Genomic DNA, 14,035 nt, shown 5'->3' with positions numbered 1-14,035 from the left:
CTTCTAGCGCACTGGAAGCGGAGCAGATTCCCGAAAGTGGAGCAGATTCGACGCAGGAGGTGGCCATGGGTCAGCATGAGCAGATCGCTGCCGAGCAAGCCGCGCGCTGGAACGGCCCGTCCGGGCGGTCGTGGATCGACCACCAAGACCTACTCGATCGGTTGTACCGGCCCTTTGAGGACCTCCTGGTCGACGGGATCTCGGGCAGCCGCCTTCTCGACGTCGGATGTGGCACGGGGAGCACAACTTTGGCGGCGAGCCGAGCCATCACCGGCCAGGCGGTAGGGGTCGACATCTCCGACCCCATGATCGCTGTCGCCCGGGAGCGCGCCTCCGCCGAAGGGGCGTCCGCGCAGTTCCTCGTCGCTGACGTGCAGACCCACCAGTTCGCGGGCGCCCCATTCGACACCATCCTCTCGCGTTTCGGGGTGATGTTCTTCGGCGACCCGGACACTGCGTTCCGCAACCTACATCAAGCCTCCAGCGGCGGCGCAACCCTACGAATGATCGTGTGGCGCAACCCCGAAGACGGCGACATCATGGTGTCCGCCGAGAGCGCGACTGCAGAACTCTTGCCAGAGCTGCCGCCGCGGCCGCCCAGCGTTCCGACGACACCCGGTCAATTCGCGTTCGCCGACCCCGACCTCGTCTCCCCGATCCTCCACGCGGCAGGCTGGCGCGACATCACCATCGAACCGATCGACGTCGAGTTGAGCCTGCCCACCGACGACATGCTGCGTTACATCACGACGTTCGGCCGGGTGGGTGTTCAGCTGCCCGCGGTGGACGACGCGACTCGAGCCCACGTGCTCGACAGGCTGTCGGAGGCGCTCACCTCCTTCACCGACGGACCGGATGTGCGCTACACCGCCGCGTGCTGGCTGGTCAGCGCCCAGGCCTGACGGAACCGGCGGCATGCCTCACGCGTCCAACACTGGACAGCAACGAAGCGGCGAGGGGCACAGCAGAATGACAGCATCACCGCCCGACGCATCCGACCGCCCGTTCTACACACGGAAATTCTTCCTCATCCCGGCCGGACTTCTGGTGGTCGCTGCGATCGCTCTCGGTTTCGTCGCCACTTGGGAGCACCACGACCTGCCAAGGACTGTTCGCGATGCCGCACAAGAGTCCATGGCCGGAGTACCGGATGAGGCGACGGAGATTTCGGCGTCGTACGACCGGATCCGCATCCAAGGCGGGTGTTCGACCCTGACGTTCTTGCCGCCGAATGCGCAGTGGCGCAGCTATACCGCCACTCATATGGTCAAAACGCTGGATCCGACAACTTTCGGCCCGTCGTCGGGTTGCGAACCGGTCGAACACGATTGCGTCGAAGAGGTCGGCACCATCCTCACCGGCTATGCAGCCAGCGACCACGCCGGCGAGGGCGGCAATGCCCGCCACCTTTACGTGATCCCCGATTGCGAATCCGGCAGAGCCCTTATCGCCTGGAGCACCTTCGACCTTTGACTTCGGGGGGGAGTGACCACCATCACACTATGTCTGTTTTGTACGTTGTGTAACTAAAGTCTTGACCGTCGCGATCAACTCTTCGATACCCAACAGGATTGAGGAGTACGACCCAGTGATCGGTAGCAGGCGACGTCGCGCGCGGGATGAGCGACAGGACAGCAACAACCCCCGCGGGATGCGGCGCACCAGGACAGCGGCCGGCGCCATGGCCGCGACCGTCTTGCTCGGCGTCGGGCTGTTCGGAGTCGGGAGCGGAACCCAGGCGGCGGCCAACCCGCTGGAAGACTTGGACATCGGGCAGATCACCGAGCTCCTCGACAACGAGATCCTGCAGCAGTACATCACCCAGTGCGTGGGCCCTGAGGGCTCGACGCCGGTCACCGATCCGGCGGCACCACCGAAAGCTGTCGTCGACTGCAGCCAGTCCACCGGCACCGGCGTCGCCGTCGTGTTGCCCGGTTCAATCGAGGTCGGCACCGCCGCCGAGTCGATGACAGTGGCCCTCCCACTGTTCGGCGACCGCAACCTCATCGAGATCGTGAGTGCCGCCGCAATCGACCCCTGGGGCGGCGCGGTCAACCCGCTCAGCCTGGGCAAATACAAGACGTACGCGCAGGTCCAAGCTGATGCTTCGCTCGCGGTCGACATGCAGACCGTGCGCGAGTGCAGCAGCGGCGTCGTCATCGGTAACACGTGCCTCTTCGGAAGCTGGCGCAACCGCACCTACGACGTCAACCTCAAGAAGCGCACCGAAGCCCTCAAGGTCGCCGAGTACCTGACCGGTACCAAGTACGACTACGCCAAGCCGATCACGCTCCCCGGCGCAGCCGAGCCGGAAGGCAGTGCAACCATCGCGGGCTCCGGCATCCATTTCGCGCTCGCCATGACGGGCGGAAACGCCAAGGCCGAGACCGGAAACGACCTGAGCATCGCCACTGCCGGCGCGAGCGACGGACGGAGCTCGACGTCGTACTCCTACCTCGGAATGGCCAACGCGCTGAACATGGACACCGATCAGGTCAAGCTCACCTGGTTCGGTAAAGAACTCGACTTCACCAACCTGGAAAAGTCCGGCCTGCTGGGCTTGGCCGGTGAGGATGCCGGCGAGCTGATCGACACCATCGAAGGCGTGCAACTGCCTGCACTCAAGGAGGTCAGCTGCTTCGGCCTCGTCGCGCAGGCGACCGCGGAGGGGCTCGGGTCGTGCAGCAATGTCCTCGGCACGTTCGACACCTACCAGGACCTGCGGGCACCCGTCGTCGGTGAGAGTCGGCAGACGCAGTACGCACTGACCGACGTCACCTCACTGGTCCTCGGCAACGACGCTCTTCTCAAGCAGCTCACCGGCAGCTCCGAATCGACTCCGTTCATGGACTCGCTGATGGAGAACCTCACCTCTGAAGAGGGTCGCCTGAAGTTCGCCAAGGACTTCGTTCGGTTCACCCAGGACGTGACGACGGTGGCCGAGGAACGGCAGGTCATCGGCGAGGACGGCGTGCCGGTGGTCGACGAGAACGGCGACCCGGTGATGGAGCAGGTCACCAAGACCGTCACCGCTGCATACCTGACCAGCGATTACGGGCTACGCAATCCGGTGACCATCGAGTGGCTGGGCCACCGGATGGTGCTGTTCCCCGCCGTCACCGTCAACGGACAGGAGCGGCCGAACTACCTGGGGCTGCCAGAAATCGAGCGAATCGTCGACGATGCCGACCGCGGTCTGCTGCCCAAGGTCAGCTTGATCCACGTCGACAACCCGTTCGGCCTCGGAACCCTCACGCTGGACAAGCCTTTCGACATCGCGCACACGTTGCGGAACTACGCGTCCACGGTGACCCTGCCCGGCGATATCCGCCAGGTCGGCGATCTGGTCGGCGGCCTGACCGGCTCGGACGAGCAGCCCACGACCGACAACGACGCTCCGACAACGGCATCGGCTCCTGCAGAGATCAACAAACGCAGCGCGCCGGTCACCTCGACCACGACCAGCACCACCAAGGTCAAGGTCCCCGCGACGTCGACGACACGCGCCGACGAGCCCGTCGAGGATGCTCCGACGTCCACCACAACAGTGGTGACAACGACGGTGCCGACAACAGAATCGGCGACGCCCGACGAGTCGTGACGACAATCTGACGCGGGAGGCCAAATCTGCTCCACTTCCAGAGAGATGCTCCACTTCCAGAACCCTGGAACCGGAGCGCATCCCTGGAAGTGGAGCATTTGGCCGTACCTGGCCCGGGACGCCAAGCCTCGCCATCCGGACAACCACGACATACTGTTCTGAACACAAACCCGTCGATCTGAGGAGCGTCTGCAATGGCTGGTGGTCTCGTAGCACTGCTTGATGACGTCGCCGCGATCACGCGGGCTGCTGCGGCAACCCTCGACGACGTCGCCGCCGCTGCGGGCAAGGCGAGCGTGAAGGCGACGGGTGTGGTCGTCGACGACGCCGCGGTCACCCCTCGCTACGTCCACGGTTTCTCCCCCGACCGGGAACTGCCGATCATCTGGAAGATCGCGGTCGGATCGATTCGCAACAAGCTGCTGATCATCCTGCCGGTGGCCATGTTGCTGAGCCAGTTCCTGCCGGGAGCTCTGCCGTACCTGCTGATCGTCGGTGGCGCGTTCCTCTGCTACGAGGGCGCCGAGAAGGTCTACGAAGCGCTCGGCGGTGGCCACGCTGCTGCCGAAGAACCCACCGAGCGCGGACCGGCGTTCGAGAAGACCATGGTCAGCGGGGCCATCCGCACCGACCTGATCCTCTCGGCCGAGATCATGATCATCTCGCTGTCCTCGGTCGAGGAAGAACCCTTCGTCACCCGCCTGCTGGTGCTCATCGCCGTCGCGTTCCTCATCACCGCGTTGGTGTACGGCGTCGTGGCTCTGATCGTGAAGATGGACGATATCGGCCTGGCGCTGGCGAAGAGGAAGTCGACGCTCAGCCAGAAAGTCGGCCGCGGTCTCGTCTCGGCGATGCCCAAACTGATGAATGTGCTCACCATCGTCGGCATCGCGGCCATGCTCTGGGTGGGCGGGCACATCCTGCTCGTCAACCTCGGTGAGGCCGGCTTCCACTGGCCCGCCGATCAACTCCACCACCTCGAACACTGGGGCAAGGAACTCGTCCACGGCTGGTTCGGCGGAGTGCTCTCCTGGATTCTCGGCACCACCGCCTCAGCGGTCGTCGGCTTGATCCTGGGTGCCATCATCGTGGCGATCATGCACGTGATCCCGAAGCGCAAGAAGAAGACCGAAGCCGCGCACTGAGTCAGCCGTCCGGCGCGCACCATCGACCACAAACCCACCCGTTCTGGTCAAACCCACGACCCGCAGACCCGTGGGTTTGACCGGAACGGGTGGGTTTGCAGAGACGGTTACTTCTGCTGCGCCTGCTGGAACGCCGCGGCGACCATGCCGACGTCGTCGCCGACCTGGAACACCCCGCGCGGCAGGTCAGGGAAGACCGCGTTGCTGGTGGCGACGACGAACAGCAGTCGCTTTCCGTCACCGACATCGAGGTAGCCGGACAGACCCTGCGTCGTGACGACGAGCCGTTCGGTCCCTGGCTCGACGTCGGCGGAGGTTGACGTCTTACCGATCACCTTGCCCTTGGCCGGGCTGTCGACACCGACACCCGACAGCGATCCACGTTCACCGAGGATGGGCTGGCCGCTCCAGAACGTGTCGGCCCATGGCTGCTCGCTGACCCACTCCAGCCAGGTGATCACGGCAGCGGGAGTCGCCGACGACGGGTCGCCGCCCTGCCCGTCCATGATCACGAAGTCCGATGCCGGAACGCCCGCCTTCGCCGACAGGTCACGGATCGCCGGCAGTCCGTCTGCGCACTGATCAGAACCGGCCTCCACCGCCAGCAGGCACACGAAGGTGTTGGCACCGGTGTTGTAGCTGGTCGCCAGGATCATGCCGCCCGATTCACCGAGCGGCGCCGACTCGAGGGACGCCAGCCGCTGGCCCTCCTGGTAGCTGTCCTTGGCCGGCAGCGCAGCTTCGTTGTTCGACGTCGACGTGGAGCTGACCGTGATGCCCTTGCGCTGCAACGCTTCGACGAACAGCTGGCGTGCCCAGCTCGAGGCGTCGGTGATGCGGTAGACGGTCAGCGAGGTCTTGCCCGCCGGGACCGACCCGGTCACGTGCAGCAGCGTGGGGTTGGCGTCGTCGGCAGCAACCTTGAGAGTCGAGTCGCTGTCGGAGGCGCCGGTGGTCACCTGATTGTCGATGGTGAACAGGCCGTTGCCCGGCAGCATCTGGATCGTGGCCGGCTGTCCGGGCTCGCCGGGTTGGGCCTGGATGTCGACGAGGTTGTCGTTGACGAAGATCGACGGCACCAGACCTTCGACGGTGTCGTAGGTTTCCCACAGCCGCGGGTCGACGAGCACGTCACCATCGACGCGGGTAACTCCCGCTGCCGCAACCTGTTCGGCCATGGCGTCTAGACCGGCCAGCGGGTTACCCGGCGCCAGCACCGCGCCGGGGAGGGCGTCGGCGTAGACGTGATCGATGCCGTCGGTGGCGAAGTCGAACTTGCCCTGATCGGCGTTGCGACCGCCGAGCGCCAGGTCGCCGGATCCGACGAGCACCAGGTCGCCGGTCAGGGTCCCGTTCACCGGCGCCGTCGTCGCGTAGACGGGGGTGGTGATCTTCCGGTCGACGCCGAGATCGTTGAACACCGTTCCGACAGTGAAGTGTTTGGTCTGCGACGCCAAGAACATGAACGTGTCGGCCTGGTTGCTGTAGATGACCTCGTCGGTCTCCGGGTCGACCACCAGGTACGACCACCGTGCCGCCGTGTACGGGTCGGTGTCCATGATCGTGGCCGCATCGGCCGGTATCGCCTGCCCCTGGGTGCCCGTCGGTTCAGACGTGTCCGACGAGTCGCCCGAGCAAGCGGCGGTGAGCAGCAAGCCCGACACCGTCGCGATCGCGAGCGCCGCCCTGATTGCACGCTGTGGTCGATCTCGTCCTGGCATGACGCACCAATTTCTCGTTGTCGGTCGACGCAGCGCCGCGGCGGTGGTCACCAAAGCGGACATCGTAGCCAGACTAAGTTACCAAAGTAGCTGCAAATTGCATACTGCATTTTGCAATACAAAGGGTTATGGTCAAAGTAACAGCCCGGCCGAGCGCAGGCCGCCGCTGTCCTACCCCGCGACAGACCGCGGGAACCGCCTGATGGAGCACCATGGTCACTGCACACACATCCACTCCCCACCGACGAACACGGCTATATGCCCACGCCGCACTGGCTTTCGGAACTGCGCTCACCCTCGTTCTGTCGGCGTGCAGCACCCCGTCCAGCGACTCCTCGACCTCACTCGCCGAGGTTCCTCCCCAGGTACCGGCCCCGCAGATCGACCGAGCCGGAGTGGACGCTGCGGTCGACCAGCTCGACGGCCAGGTCGAGAAGATCATGGCCGACACCGGCGCCCCCGGCGTTGCGGTCGCGGTGGTCTACGAGGGTGAAGTTCTCTACGCCAAGGGATTCGGCGTCAAGAAGGTCGACGAGCCCGGCAAGGTCGACACCAGCACCATGTTCCAGCTCGCGTCGGTGTCGAAGCCGGTGGCCTCGAGCGTGGTGGCGACCGTCGTCGGCGACGGAAAGATCAACTGGGACGACCCGGTGAAGACGTTCGAGCCGGGATTCGCCGTCTCCGACCCGTACGTCACCGCCAACGCGACCTACACCGATCTGATGTCACATCGCTCCGGCCTGCCCGACCACGCCGGCGATCTGCTCGAGGATCTCGGCTATACGTATCCCGAGACGATCAGCAGGCTCAATCAGGTTCCGCTGTACCGCTTCCGCGACCACTACGACTACACCAACTACGGCTTCTCGATTGCCGGCAATGCCGCGGCCAACGCCTCGGGAATGTCCTGGGCGGACCTGTCGAAACAGGCGATCTACGAACCGCTCGGGATGGACAACACCACCTCCCGGTACGACGAGTGGCTCAACTCCCCCAACCGCGCGTTCAACCATCAACAGCTCGACCCTGACGCCAAGACCTGGGCGGCGGATTTGGTCAGCACCCCCGCAGAGCAGGCTCCTGCCGGCGGCGCGATGTCGTCGGTCGACGACATGGCCAAGTGGGTCCAGATGGAACTGGCCGATGGCATGTTCAACGGGCAGCAGATCGTCGACGCCAAGGAACTGCAGTTCACCCACCAAGCCCATTCGTTCTCCCACCCATCCACCACCCCCGGTGCGCGAGACAGCTTCTACGGCATCGGATTCAACGTCGACACCGACGCGCACGGCCGGGTGCAGATCGGCCACGCGGGCGCGTTCGCGCTCGGTGCCAGCACCGACGTCAAAATGTTGCCCAGCGAACAACTCGGGATCGTCGTGCTCGCCAACACGGCGCCGGTCGGGGTGGCGGAGACGATCACCGCACAGTTCCTCGACTACGTGAACAACGGCGAGCTGACCGTGGATTGGGCGCCGTTCATCGCCGAACAGTTCTCGATGATCATCGCATCGGGACGCTCCGACGTCGACTACGCCAACCCACCGGCTGATGCCGCACCCGCCCGAGCGGCCACCGACTACACCGGGATGTACACCAGCCCGTTCTATGGACCGGCGGAGGTGGTCGCCGAGGGCGACAACCTGGTCATCAAGATCGGCCGGGATCTACAACAGAGTTACCCGCTCACCCACTACCAGGGCGACACGTATTGGTTCGAGCCGATCGGCGAAAACTCCGCAGGTCCAACAGGTGTCGAGTTCACCGGGGCCGGGCCCGCCAGTTCCCTGACCATCGAGTACCTCGACAAAGACGGGCTCGGAACCTTCACCCGAGCACCGCAATAGAACCGAAGACAGCTGTGCAGACACTCGCAGCACCGTCAGCGCCACCACCACGAGGAGCGAGATCATGTCACCAGTAGAAGCACTGCCGCGAGCAGAGCGGCGGCGTCGACCACGACGCGTCGGACCGACGGCACTGGCCGTGCTGCTGTCAGCGGCGCTGGTCGCCACCGCGTGCTCCGACGATTCGTCGGACAGTTCGTCGTCGGCCTCCAGCACACCACCGAGTTCGGGCGGCTCGTCATCCGGCGCGCTCGTGCCCTTCGACACCGCCGCCATGGACAAGCTCGTCGACGACATGGCCACCGAATACCGTGAGATCGGGATGATGGTCCTGATCCGCACCCCGCAAGGCGAGTACGTCAAGTCGTTCGGCACCGTATCCAGTGACTCGAAAGACGCACCCAACCTCGACACGAAGGTGCGCATCGGCTCGAATACCAAGACCTGGACCGGCACCGCCATCATGCAGCTCGTCGAGGAAGGCAAGATCTCCGTCGACGACCCGGTCAGCAAGTACCGGCCCGACGTCCCCAACGGCGAGAACATCACCGTCGGCCAGCTGTTGAACATGCGTAGCGGGCTGTACAACTACACCGAGACCGTCACCCTCAACGAGGCCCTCGACAACGATCCCCAGAAGGTCTGGACCCCCGAGCAGTTGCTGGGGCTCGCGTTCGCCAATCCGCCGTATTTCCCACCGGGGGGCGGTTACCACTACTCCAACACCAACACCGTGTTGCTGGGGCTCATCGCCGAACAGCTCGACGGCAAACCGATCGCCCAGATCTTCCAGGATCGGTTTTTCAGCAAGCTGAACATGTCGGGCAGCTCGTTCCCCGCCAACACCGACACGTCCATCCCCGCGCCCTACGCCAGCGGCTACTCCTACAGCGGCAACATCGAGACACTCAACGAGCCGGCACTGTCCCCGGAGCGGATAGCGGCCATCGAGGCCGGCACCGTGAAGCCGCGCGTGACCACCAACGACAACCCGTCGTGGACGTGGTCGGCCGGCCAGGGCATCGCGACCGCGAACGACCTCGCCACCTGGGTCAAGGCCATGGGTGACGGCGAACTGCTGAACGAGGCGACGCAGAAGCTGCGGATCGACAGCGTGCAGCCGACTGATCCGGACAAGCCGGGCGGCGCAGGCTACGGATACGGGATCGCCCAGATGGGTCCGATGTACGGGCACATCGGCGAGATGCCCGGCTACAACTCGTTCATGGGTTACGACCCGGCCAACGACGTGACGATGGTGGTGTGGGCCAACCTCGCACCCACCATCGACGGAAATGCCGCGGCCGCGAAAGTAGCCAACGCACTCGTCCCGTTCGTCTACAACGTTCCGGCCCCAGACACCGCGAGTGACGTCGACGAGGTCGCCGAAGACACCAGCGGCGGATAGTACCTGTTCAACCAGTGGTGAGTGGGTGCCCGACGCCCTGTCGGGCACCCACCATCCTCGTTGTTAAACTGTCGGCCGCATTCATGTTGTCGCAGTTTTAGGAAGTGAGGTTGCTGTGCCACAAGGCGACCTCAACACGATGTCGTACGCCATCCTGGGCATTCTGGCGCCGCGGGACTGGTCGGCGTACGAGGTGGCCGAGCAGATCGGCCGCGGAATGTCCGAGATCGTCCCGCGGGCCGACCGCCAGCGGTACAACGCTCCCAAGAAGCTGGTGGAACGCGGTCTGGTGACGGCCCGTACCGAACCCACCGGAACCCAGCGCAGCAGGACCATCTACTCGATCACGCCCGAGGGTCGCGCCGCACTCACCGAGTGGATGGCTACCGAGACCAAGGCCTCGACCATGGAGTTCGAAGGGCTACTGCGGGTCTGCGTGGCCGACCTCGGGTCCATCGACGACCTCCGCAACACCCTGCGCACCGTGCGCGCCCAAGCCGAGATGAAACGCCAGGTGTTCGTCGCCAACGCCCGGCTGATCAAGACCCCCGGCGCCGGCTCCTTCCCCGGGCGTCAGCACGTGCTGGCGATGTCCGCGAAGTACATGGTCGGGCACTTCACCCACATCATCTCGTGGGTCGACTGGATGCTGGACGAAGTCGAGGACTGGCCCGACACCGTCACCCCCGCCACAACCCACGCCGAGCGCATCCAAGACATTCTCGAAGACATCATCAAGGAGTACGGGCAGGACGAGGATCAGTCTGCGACGTAGCGCGCACCCGTTGTGGAGAGGTTGGCGATCGCGCGATACCTCGTCTGCGGGATGCTCATGTCGAATTCCCGCTGCCGGCCGATCACGTAGCGCCCGGGTGCCAAACCGGTGGCGCCGTGCTCAGGGTGGATCAGGTACGCAATCACTTCGGTCTCGACGATGCCGAGCGCGAGACGTCGGGGGTCGAAGAGATGCGACGTCCACGTGCAGTGCCCCTCTTCGGCGACAAGGCTGTGCGGATTGCCTCCGGCTGCGCTGCGCAGCAACTCAATTCCCGATCGCGGCACCTGCTCAGGGCGTGCATCCGTGAATGCCATGACCATCGGAAGCAGGTCTGCGGGGACGACGAGGAGATCGCCTTGGGCTTGTAGGCCGTCGACCACCGGGATCGACACCTCTTTGTCCAAGTAGTCGAAAACGTCGAGGCCCGTGTAAGCAGTGAGGTCGGACAGGGTCATGGTGGAGTTCATGGTGGTCACCTTGGGTTGTGTTGGTATGAGGGATATGCGGTTCACGTGCGTCGCACGAGTCGCGCATAGTCGGTTCCTGTGATGCCGTAGGTCCAGCCGGCGGCGTCGAGGGCTGAGGATGTGCCATCGGGCACCGGGAGTCCGTAGCGACGGCGGGTGCCGTCGCGTTCTCGAGAACCATTAAGGACGAGCAGAATTCGCCCGTGCGGCCGTACAGTCGGCGGGGTCGCATACAGCGCCAAGGTCCCCGCGTCGTTGCCTGGATCATCGGTCTGATCGATCAGCTTCAGTTCGGACTCGGCAATATAGGCCTCCCAGCCGATGCGCTCGATGGCGCTGCGTCGGATCTCGACGTTGCGTTCGCGGTTGATGCGTTCGACGGTCGGGGCGGTGATCACCCACTCGGGAATGATCGTGCCGTGCACGGCGTATACGCTCTGGCCATCCGGGAATTCGATCGCCGGGTTCTCCGGGTGATGCAGTCGGCGTTGGCCATAACGGGCGTCTGGAGTCGGTTCGGTGTGCAGCGCGATGGGCCGTTCGGCCATCACGCAGACCGTGTCGAACGGCCACCACCAACCCGTGGAATCAGCTATCGCGCAGTGTATCTCAAGGATATTCACGTCCGCGGGTGAATATCCGACGAGGCCGAGCCGGCGACATCCGTCGTAGTGCGCGAGCCACGGCGCTTCGTGCTGTCCGTACCAGGTGACGTAGCCGGCGGTCGCCGGCGTGATCCTGCGGATTCCTACGGCGATTCCGTCAGTCACCGTTGTCTTCAGCGGACTCCGGATCTCTTGACGTGCGTGCGCTCTCGGTCCGGACTCTTCTTCCAGAGGTGGCGGTGGCCACCACCCTGGTCGTCGCCGTTCTGGCTGTGGCGGGTTGATACGAGCTTCCATGCGACGCTTCGACGCGTTGATGACCGCCGCGATGCCGGCGTGGGCCGATTGACGATCGCCGGTGAAGAAGGGGCCGCCAGCGGAGAGCCCGTTGGTCGAGATCAGCGCCGACGCCGCGGGCGGTGATGGCACCCATACGAACTCGGGTTCTGGGTGTCCGGCCAGTCGATACAGCTGTGAGACAGCAGCTTCCGCAGTGGTTCGGTCACTCGGTCCGGTGGCCAGCGCAGCAGCGAGCCACTCCGCGTGGACGGCAGCGATGGTGCGGTGATGATCAGAATCGAACTCGAAGAACTCATCGGCCCCGAGAATCGGGGACCTGAATGCGGCGCTCACGCGGTGGTGGCGGAATCCGCCTTTCCTGTTGTCATGTTCCCCAGAGTGACAGGCGCGGACGAAGATCGCAAGGGGTACGAGTGTCTTCGCAGCACTCCGGTGCGACTCAGGGATACTGTCCACCGTGCAACAGTCCAACGCTCCGATCGACACCACGCTCCACATCGCCACCCCTGTGTGGGCAACCGCTGTCGCGTTGGTGATCGTGCTGGTGCTGGCGTGGGGATTCAGCTCGGTTGCCCGCTGGCTGGTGCGACATCGCGCCAGGTTGAACGCCACCACCGGGATGTTCCTGTCGATCCTCGGCTCCGCGGTCGGCTTGTTCATCGCCGGTGCCATCGATCCGGATCTGAAGGTGTGGAGCGTCCTGACCGTGGTGCTCGCGCTCGCCAGCTCGGTGCTCAGCGTCGCCGCGTACGCCGCCATCGCCGCACATTTCCAGAAGTCGGAACATGCAACCGTCGCCTCGCTGATGGCTGCGGGCGAGTCATCCCAGGTGGAGTTCAAGTCGACGGCACGGGTCAACCTCCACACAGGCGAGCGCGACGCCAAGATGGAGCAGGTCATCGTCAAGACCGTCTCGGCGTTCCTCAACGGCGACGGCGGCAACCTGCTCATCGGTGTCGACGACGACGGCACGCCGCTGGGTTTGGATCCCGACTTCAACACTCTGCGGCACCCCGACGCCGACCGCTTCGAGCTCTGGCTCCGCGACCTGTTGACCACGACGCTGGGTCAGAGCACCGCGGCCATCGTCGGTGTTGCGATCGAGGCAATGCCTACTGATGACGGAGACCGGCAGGTTTGCCGGGTCACCTGTCCGCCGTCGCCGCGGCCGGTCTATCTGAAGCCGGCGACGAAGAACGCAACCACCGAGTTCTGGCTCCGCACCGGCAATTCGAGCCGCCAGCTCAGTGTCGACCAGGCCGCTGAATATGTGATGCACCGGTGGCCGCTGGGGGCTGGACGATCTGTTGCGGCGCAGATTCGGGCGGCGGTCAGGTTCTCGGCGGACCGGTAGACAGCGGCGGTGCCGACGCGCTCGTTCAGGTCACAAAGCCGCGTATGACTTCGGCCGGGTACCACATCAGAACGGTCAGCGGGATGATCAACAATCCGGCCAGCAATCCCGTGGCAATCCGCCGTTGCCGCCCTCCTAACGGCACCATCACCAATCCGCTGATCAGGGCGAGAAATCCGGCCAGGATCACCAATCCCGGCACGATAAGGACACTCGACACGCTCGCGACGAACATCGCGGCTGCGGCGTACACGCTTTCCGGGCCGTACCAGCGGTCGGGGTTCGCGCCAGTCCGCCCTTCAGGCATAGATCCACACCGAGACGAGGTAAAGCGCAGCGAAGGCGGCACACAGAGACACCACGATCACCAGAGAACGGCGAGTAGTTCTCGTTTGGACCACGGTCATCGCTGCCAGCGCCGACCCTGCAATGGCTGAAAGAAAGAGAAGCGACACAACCCAATTCGATCTGCCCGACCCGGTCAGGAACGCCCGGTTCAGCTGCGCGAGCACGACGCAGAGAAAGCTGCCGCCGATAACAATCACCCAGGTCGGCGCTACCCAACCGCTTTCGGCTGTGGCTGCATTCTCATCAGGCGGTCTCATCCTGGCACCCCGGCAACCACCGGAGGATGTGCGGGATTACCCAAGTCGACACGATCCGGCGGTGCTGCCGGAACATAGCCACTCGGCGGAACCGGGATTTGTCCACCTCCCGGCACTCTAGGCACTTCTCCCGGTGATGGGGGGACTGTCTGAATAACGGTGGATCCGGTCCTTGATTCAACACGCCGAGCTGAGCTTGGCGGG

General features: G+C 64.6%; 13 protein-coding genes. 8 read left to right on the top strand and 5 right to left on the bottom strand.

The genetic code is table 11. The annotated features are described in order from the left end of the window. Positions 1-65: 65 nt before the first annotated feature. From BFL43_RS18785 to BFL43_RS18770, 4 genes are all read left to right on the top strand, one after another. Positions 66-902, top strand: a complete 837-nt coding sequence (locus tag BFL43_RS18785) for a class I SAM-dependent methyltransferase (protein ID WP_084894011.1) — start codon at positions 66-68, stop codon at positions 900-902. Between the two features lie 67 nt (positions 903-969). Beyond that, positions 970-1,473: a hypothetical protein gene (locus BFL43_RS18780; RefSeq protein ID WP_084894010.1), complete on the top strand. Its 504-nt coding sequence runs from the start codon at positions 970-972 to the stop codon at positions 1,471-1,473. A 115-nt stretch (positions 1,474-1,588) separates the two neighbouring features. Then, positions 1,589-3,601: a hypothetical protein gene (locus tag BFL43_RS18775; protein WP_084894009.1), complete on the top strand. Its 2,013-nt coding sequence runs from the start codon at positions 1,589-1,591 to the stop codon at positions 3,599-3,601. Positions 3,602-3,795: 194 nt separating this feature from the next. Next, complete coding sequence (locus BFL43_RS18770; RefSeq protein ID WP_084894008.1) at positions 3,796-4,746, top strand: DUF808 domain-containing protein; 951 nt, start codon at positions 3,796-3,798, stop codon at positions 4,744-4,746. A gap of 107 nt (positions 4,747-4,853) precedes the next feature. Here BFL43_RS18770 and BFL43_RS18765 read toward each other — a convergent pair whose 3' ends face one another. Continuing rightward, positions 4,854-6,530: a D-alanyl-D-alanine carboxypeptidase gene (locus BFL43_RS18765; RefSeq protein WP_240498351.1), complete on the bottom strand. Its 1,677-nt coding sequence runs from the start codon at positions 6,528-6,530 to the stop codon at positions 4,854-4,856. Between the two features lie 149 nt (positions 6,531-6,679). On the opposite strand from BFL43_RS18765, the gene BFL43_RS18760 reads away from it, so the two are divergent. The 3 genes from BFL43_RS18760 (at position 6,680) to BFL43_RS18750 (ending at position 10,497) form a co-directional block, all read left to right on the top strand. Further along, positions 6,680-8,314: a serine hydrolase gene (locus BFL43_RS18760; RefSeq protein ID WP_084894006.1), complete on the top strand. Its 1,635-nt coding sequence runs from the start codon at positions 6,680-6,682 to the stop codon at positions 8,312-8,314. Between the two features lie 64 nt (positions 8,315-8,378). Beyond that, a complete protein-coding gene (locus BFL43_RS18755) occupies positions 8,379-9,722 on the top strand; it encodes a serine hydrolase domain-containing protein (RefSeq protein ID WP_084894005.1) in 1,344 nt (447 codons plus the stop codon). A gap of 115 nt (positions 9,723-9,837) precedes the next feature. Next, a complete protein-coding gene (locus BFL43_RS18750) occupies positions 9,838-10,497 on the top strand; it encodes a PadR family transcriptional regulator (RefSeq protein WP_084894004.1) in 660 nt (219 codons plus the stop codon). Here the strand turns inward: BFL43_RS18750 and BFL43_RS18745 are convergent. Both BFL43_RS18745 and BFL43_RS18740 read right to left on the bottom strand, forming a co-directional pair. Beyond that, positions 10,482-10,967 carry a hypothetical protein gene (locus BFL43_RS18745; protein WP_084894142.1) on the bottom strand — a complete coding sequence of 162 codons (486 nt, stop codon included), beginning with the start codon at positions 10,965-10,967 and terminating at the stop codon, positions 10,482-10,484. The genes BFL43_RS18750 and BFL43_RS18745 overlap by 16 nt on opposite strands. A 41-nt stretch (positions 10,968-11,008) precedes the next feature. Further along, entirely contained in the window at positions 11,009-12,205 is a 1,197-nt protein-coding gene (locus BFL43_RS18740) for a DUF6745 domain-containing protein (protein WP_084894141.1), read from the bottom strand. 124 nt (positions 12,206-12,329) lie between these two features. Here BFL43_RS18740 and BFL43_RS18735 point away from each other — a divergent pair, with 124 nt between their 5' ends. Beyond that, positions 12,330-13,226 (top strand): RNA-binding domain-containing protein, encoded by an 897-nt coding sequence (locus tag BFL43_RS18735; RefSeq protein WP_206186710.1) that lies wholly within the window; start codon positions 12,330-12,332, stop codon positions 13,224-13,226. A gap of 25 nt (positions 13,227-13,251) precedes the next feature. Here BFL43_RS18735 and BFL43_RS18730 read toward each other — a convergent pair whose 3' ends face one another. Together BFL43_RS18730 and BFL43_RS18725 are read right to left on the bottom strand one after the other, a co-directional pair. Then, complete coding sequence (locus tag BFL43_RS18730) at positions 13,252-13,533, bottom strand: hypothetical protein (protein ID WP_084894003.1); 282 nt, start codon at positions 13,531-13,533, stop codon at positions 13,252-13,254. Then, a complete protein-coding gene (locus BFL43_RS18725; protein ID WP_143695404.1) occupies positions 13,526-13,831 on the bottom strand; it encodes a hypothetical protein in 306 nt (101 codons plus the stop codon). Before BFL43_RS18725 ends, BFL43_RS18730 begins: the two co-directional genes overlap by 8 nt. Positions 13,832-14,035: the final 204 nt, after the last annotated feature.

Origin of the sequence: Williamsia sp. 1135 (genome assembly GCF_002095395.1) — a bacterium.
GTDB lineage: Bacteria > Actinomycetota > Actinomycetes > Mycobacteriales > Mycobacteriaceae > Williamsia.
This window is presented reverse-complemented; position numbering and strand designations above follow the sequence as displayed.

Bases quoted from the DNA above. Each gene is read 5' to 3' on its own strand.
- BFL43_RS18785 (WP_084894011.1), top strand. From the start codon at position 66: ATGGGTCAGCATGAGCAGATCGCTGCCGAGCAAGCCGCGCGCTGGAAC.
- BFL43_RS18780 (WP_084894010.1), top strand. From the start codon at position 970: ATGACAGCATCACCGCCCGACGCATCCGACCGCCCGTTCTACACACGG.
- BFL43_RS18770 (WP_084894008.1), top strand. From the start codon at position 3,796: ATGGCTGGTGGTCTCGTAGCACTGCTTGATGACGTCGCCGCGATCACG.
- BFL43_RS18765 (WP_240498351.1), bottom strand. From the start codon at position 6,530: ATGTCCGCTTTGGTGACCACCGCCGCGGCGCTGCGTCGACCGACAACG.
- BFL43_RS18760 (WP_084894006.1), top strand. From the start codon at position 6,680: ATGGTCACTGCACACACATCCACTCCCCACCGACGAACACGGCTATAT.
- BFL43_RS18755 (WP_084894005.1), top strand. From the start codon at position 8,379: ATGTCACCAGTAGAAGCACTGCCGCGAGCAGAGCGGCGGCGTCGACCA.
- BFL43_RS18745 (WP_084894142.1), bottom strand. From the start codon at position 10,967: ATGAACTCCACCATGACCCTGTCCGACCTCACTGCTTACACGGGCCTC.
- BFL43_RS18730 (WP_084894003.1), bottom strand. From the start codon at position 13,533: ATGCCTGAAGGGCGGACTGGCGCGAACCCCGACCGCTGGTACGGCCCG.
- BFL43_RS18725 (WP_143695404.1), bottom strand. From the start codon at position 13,831: ATGAGACCGCCTGATGAGAATGCAGCCACAGCCGAAAGCGGTTGGGTA.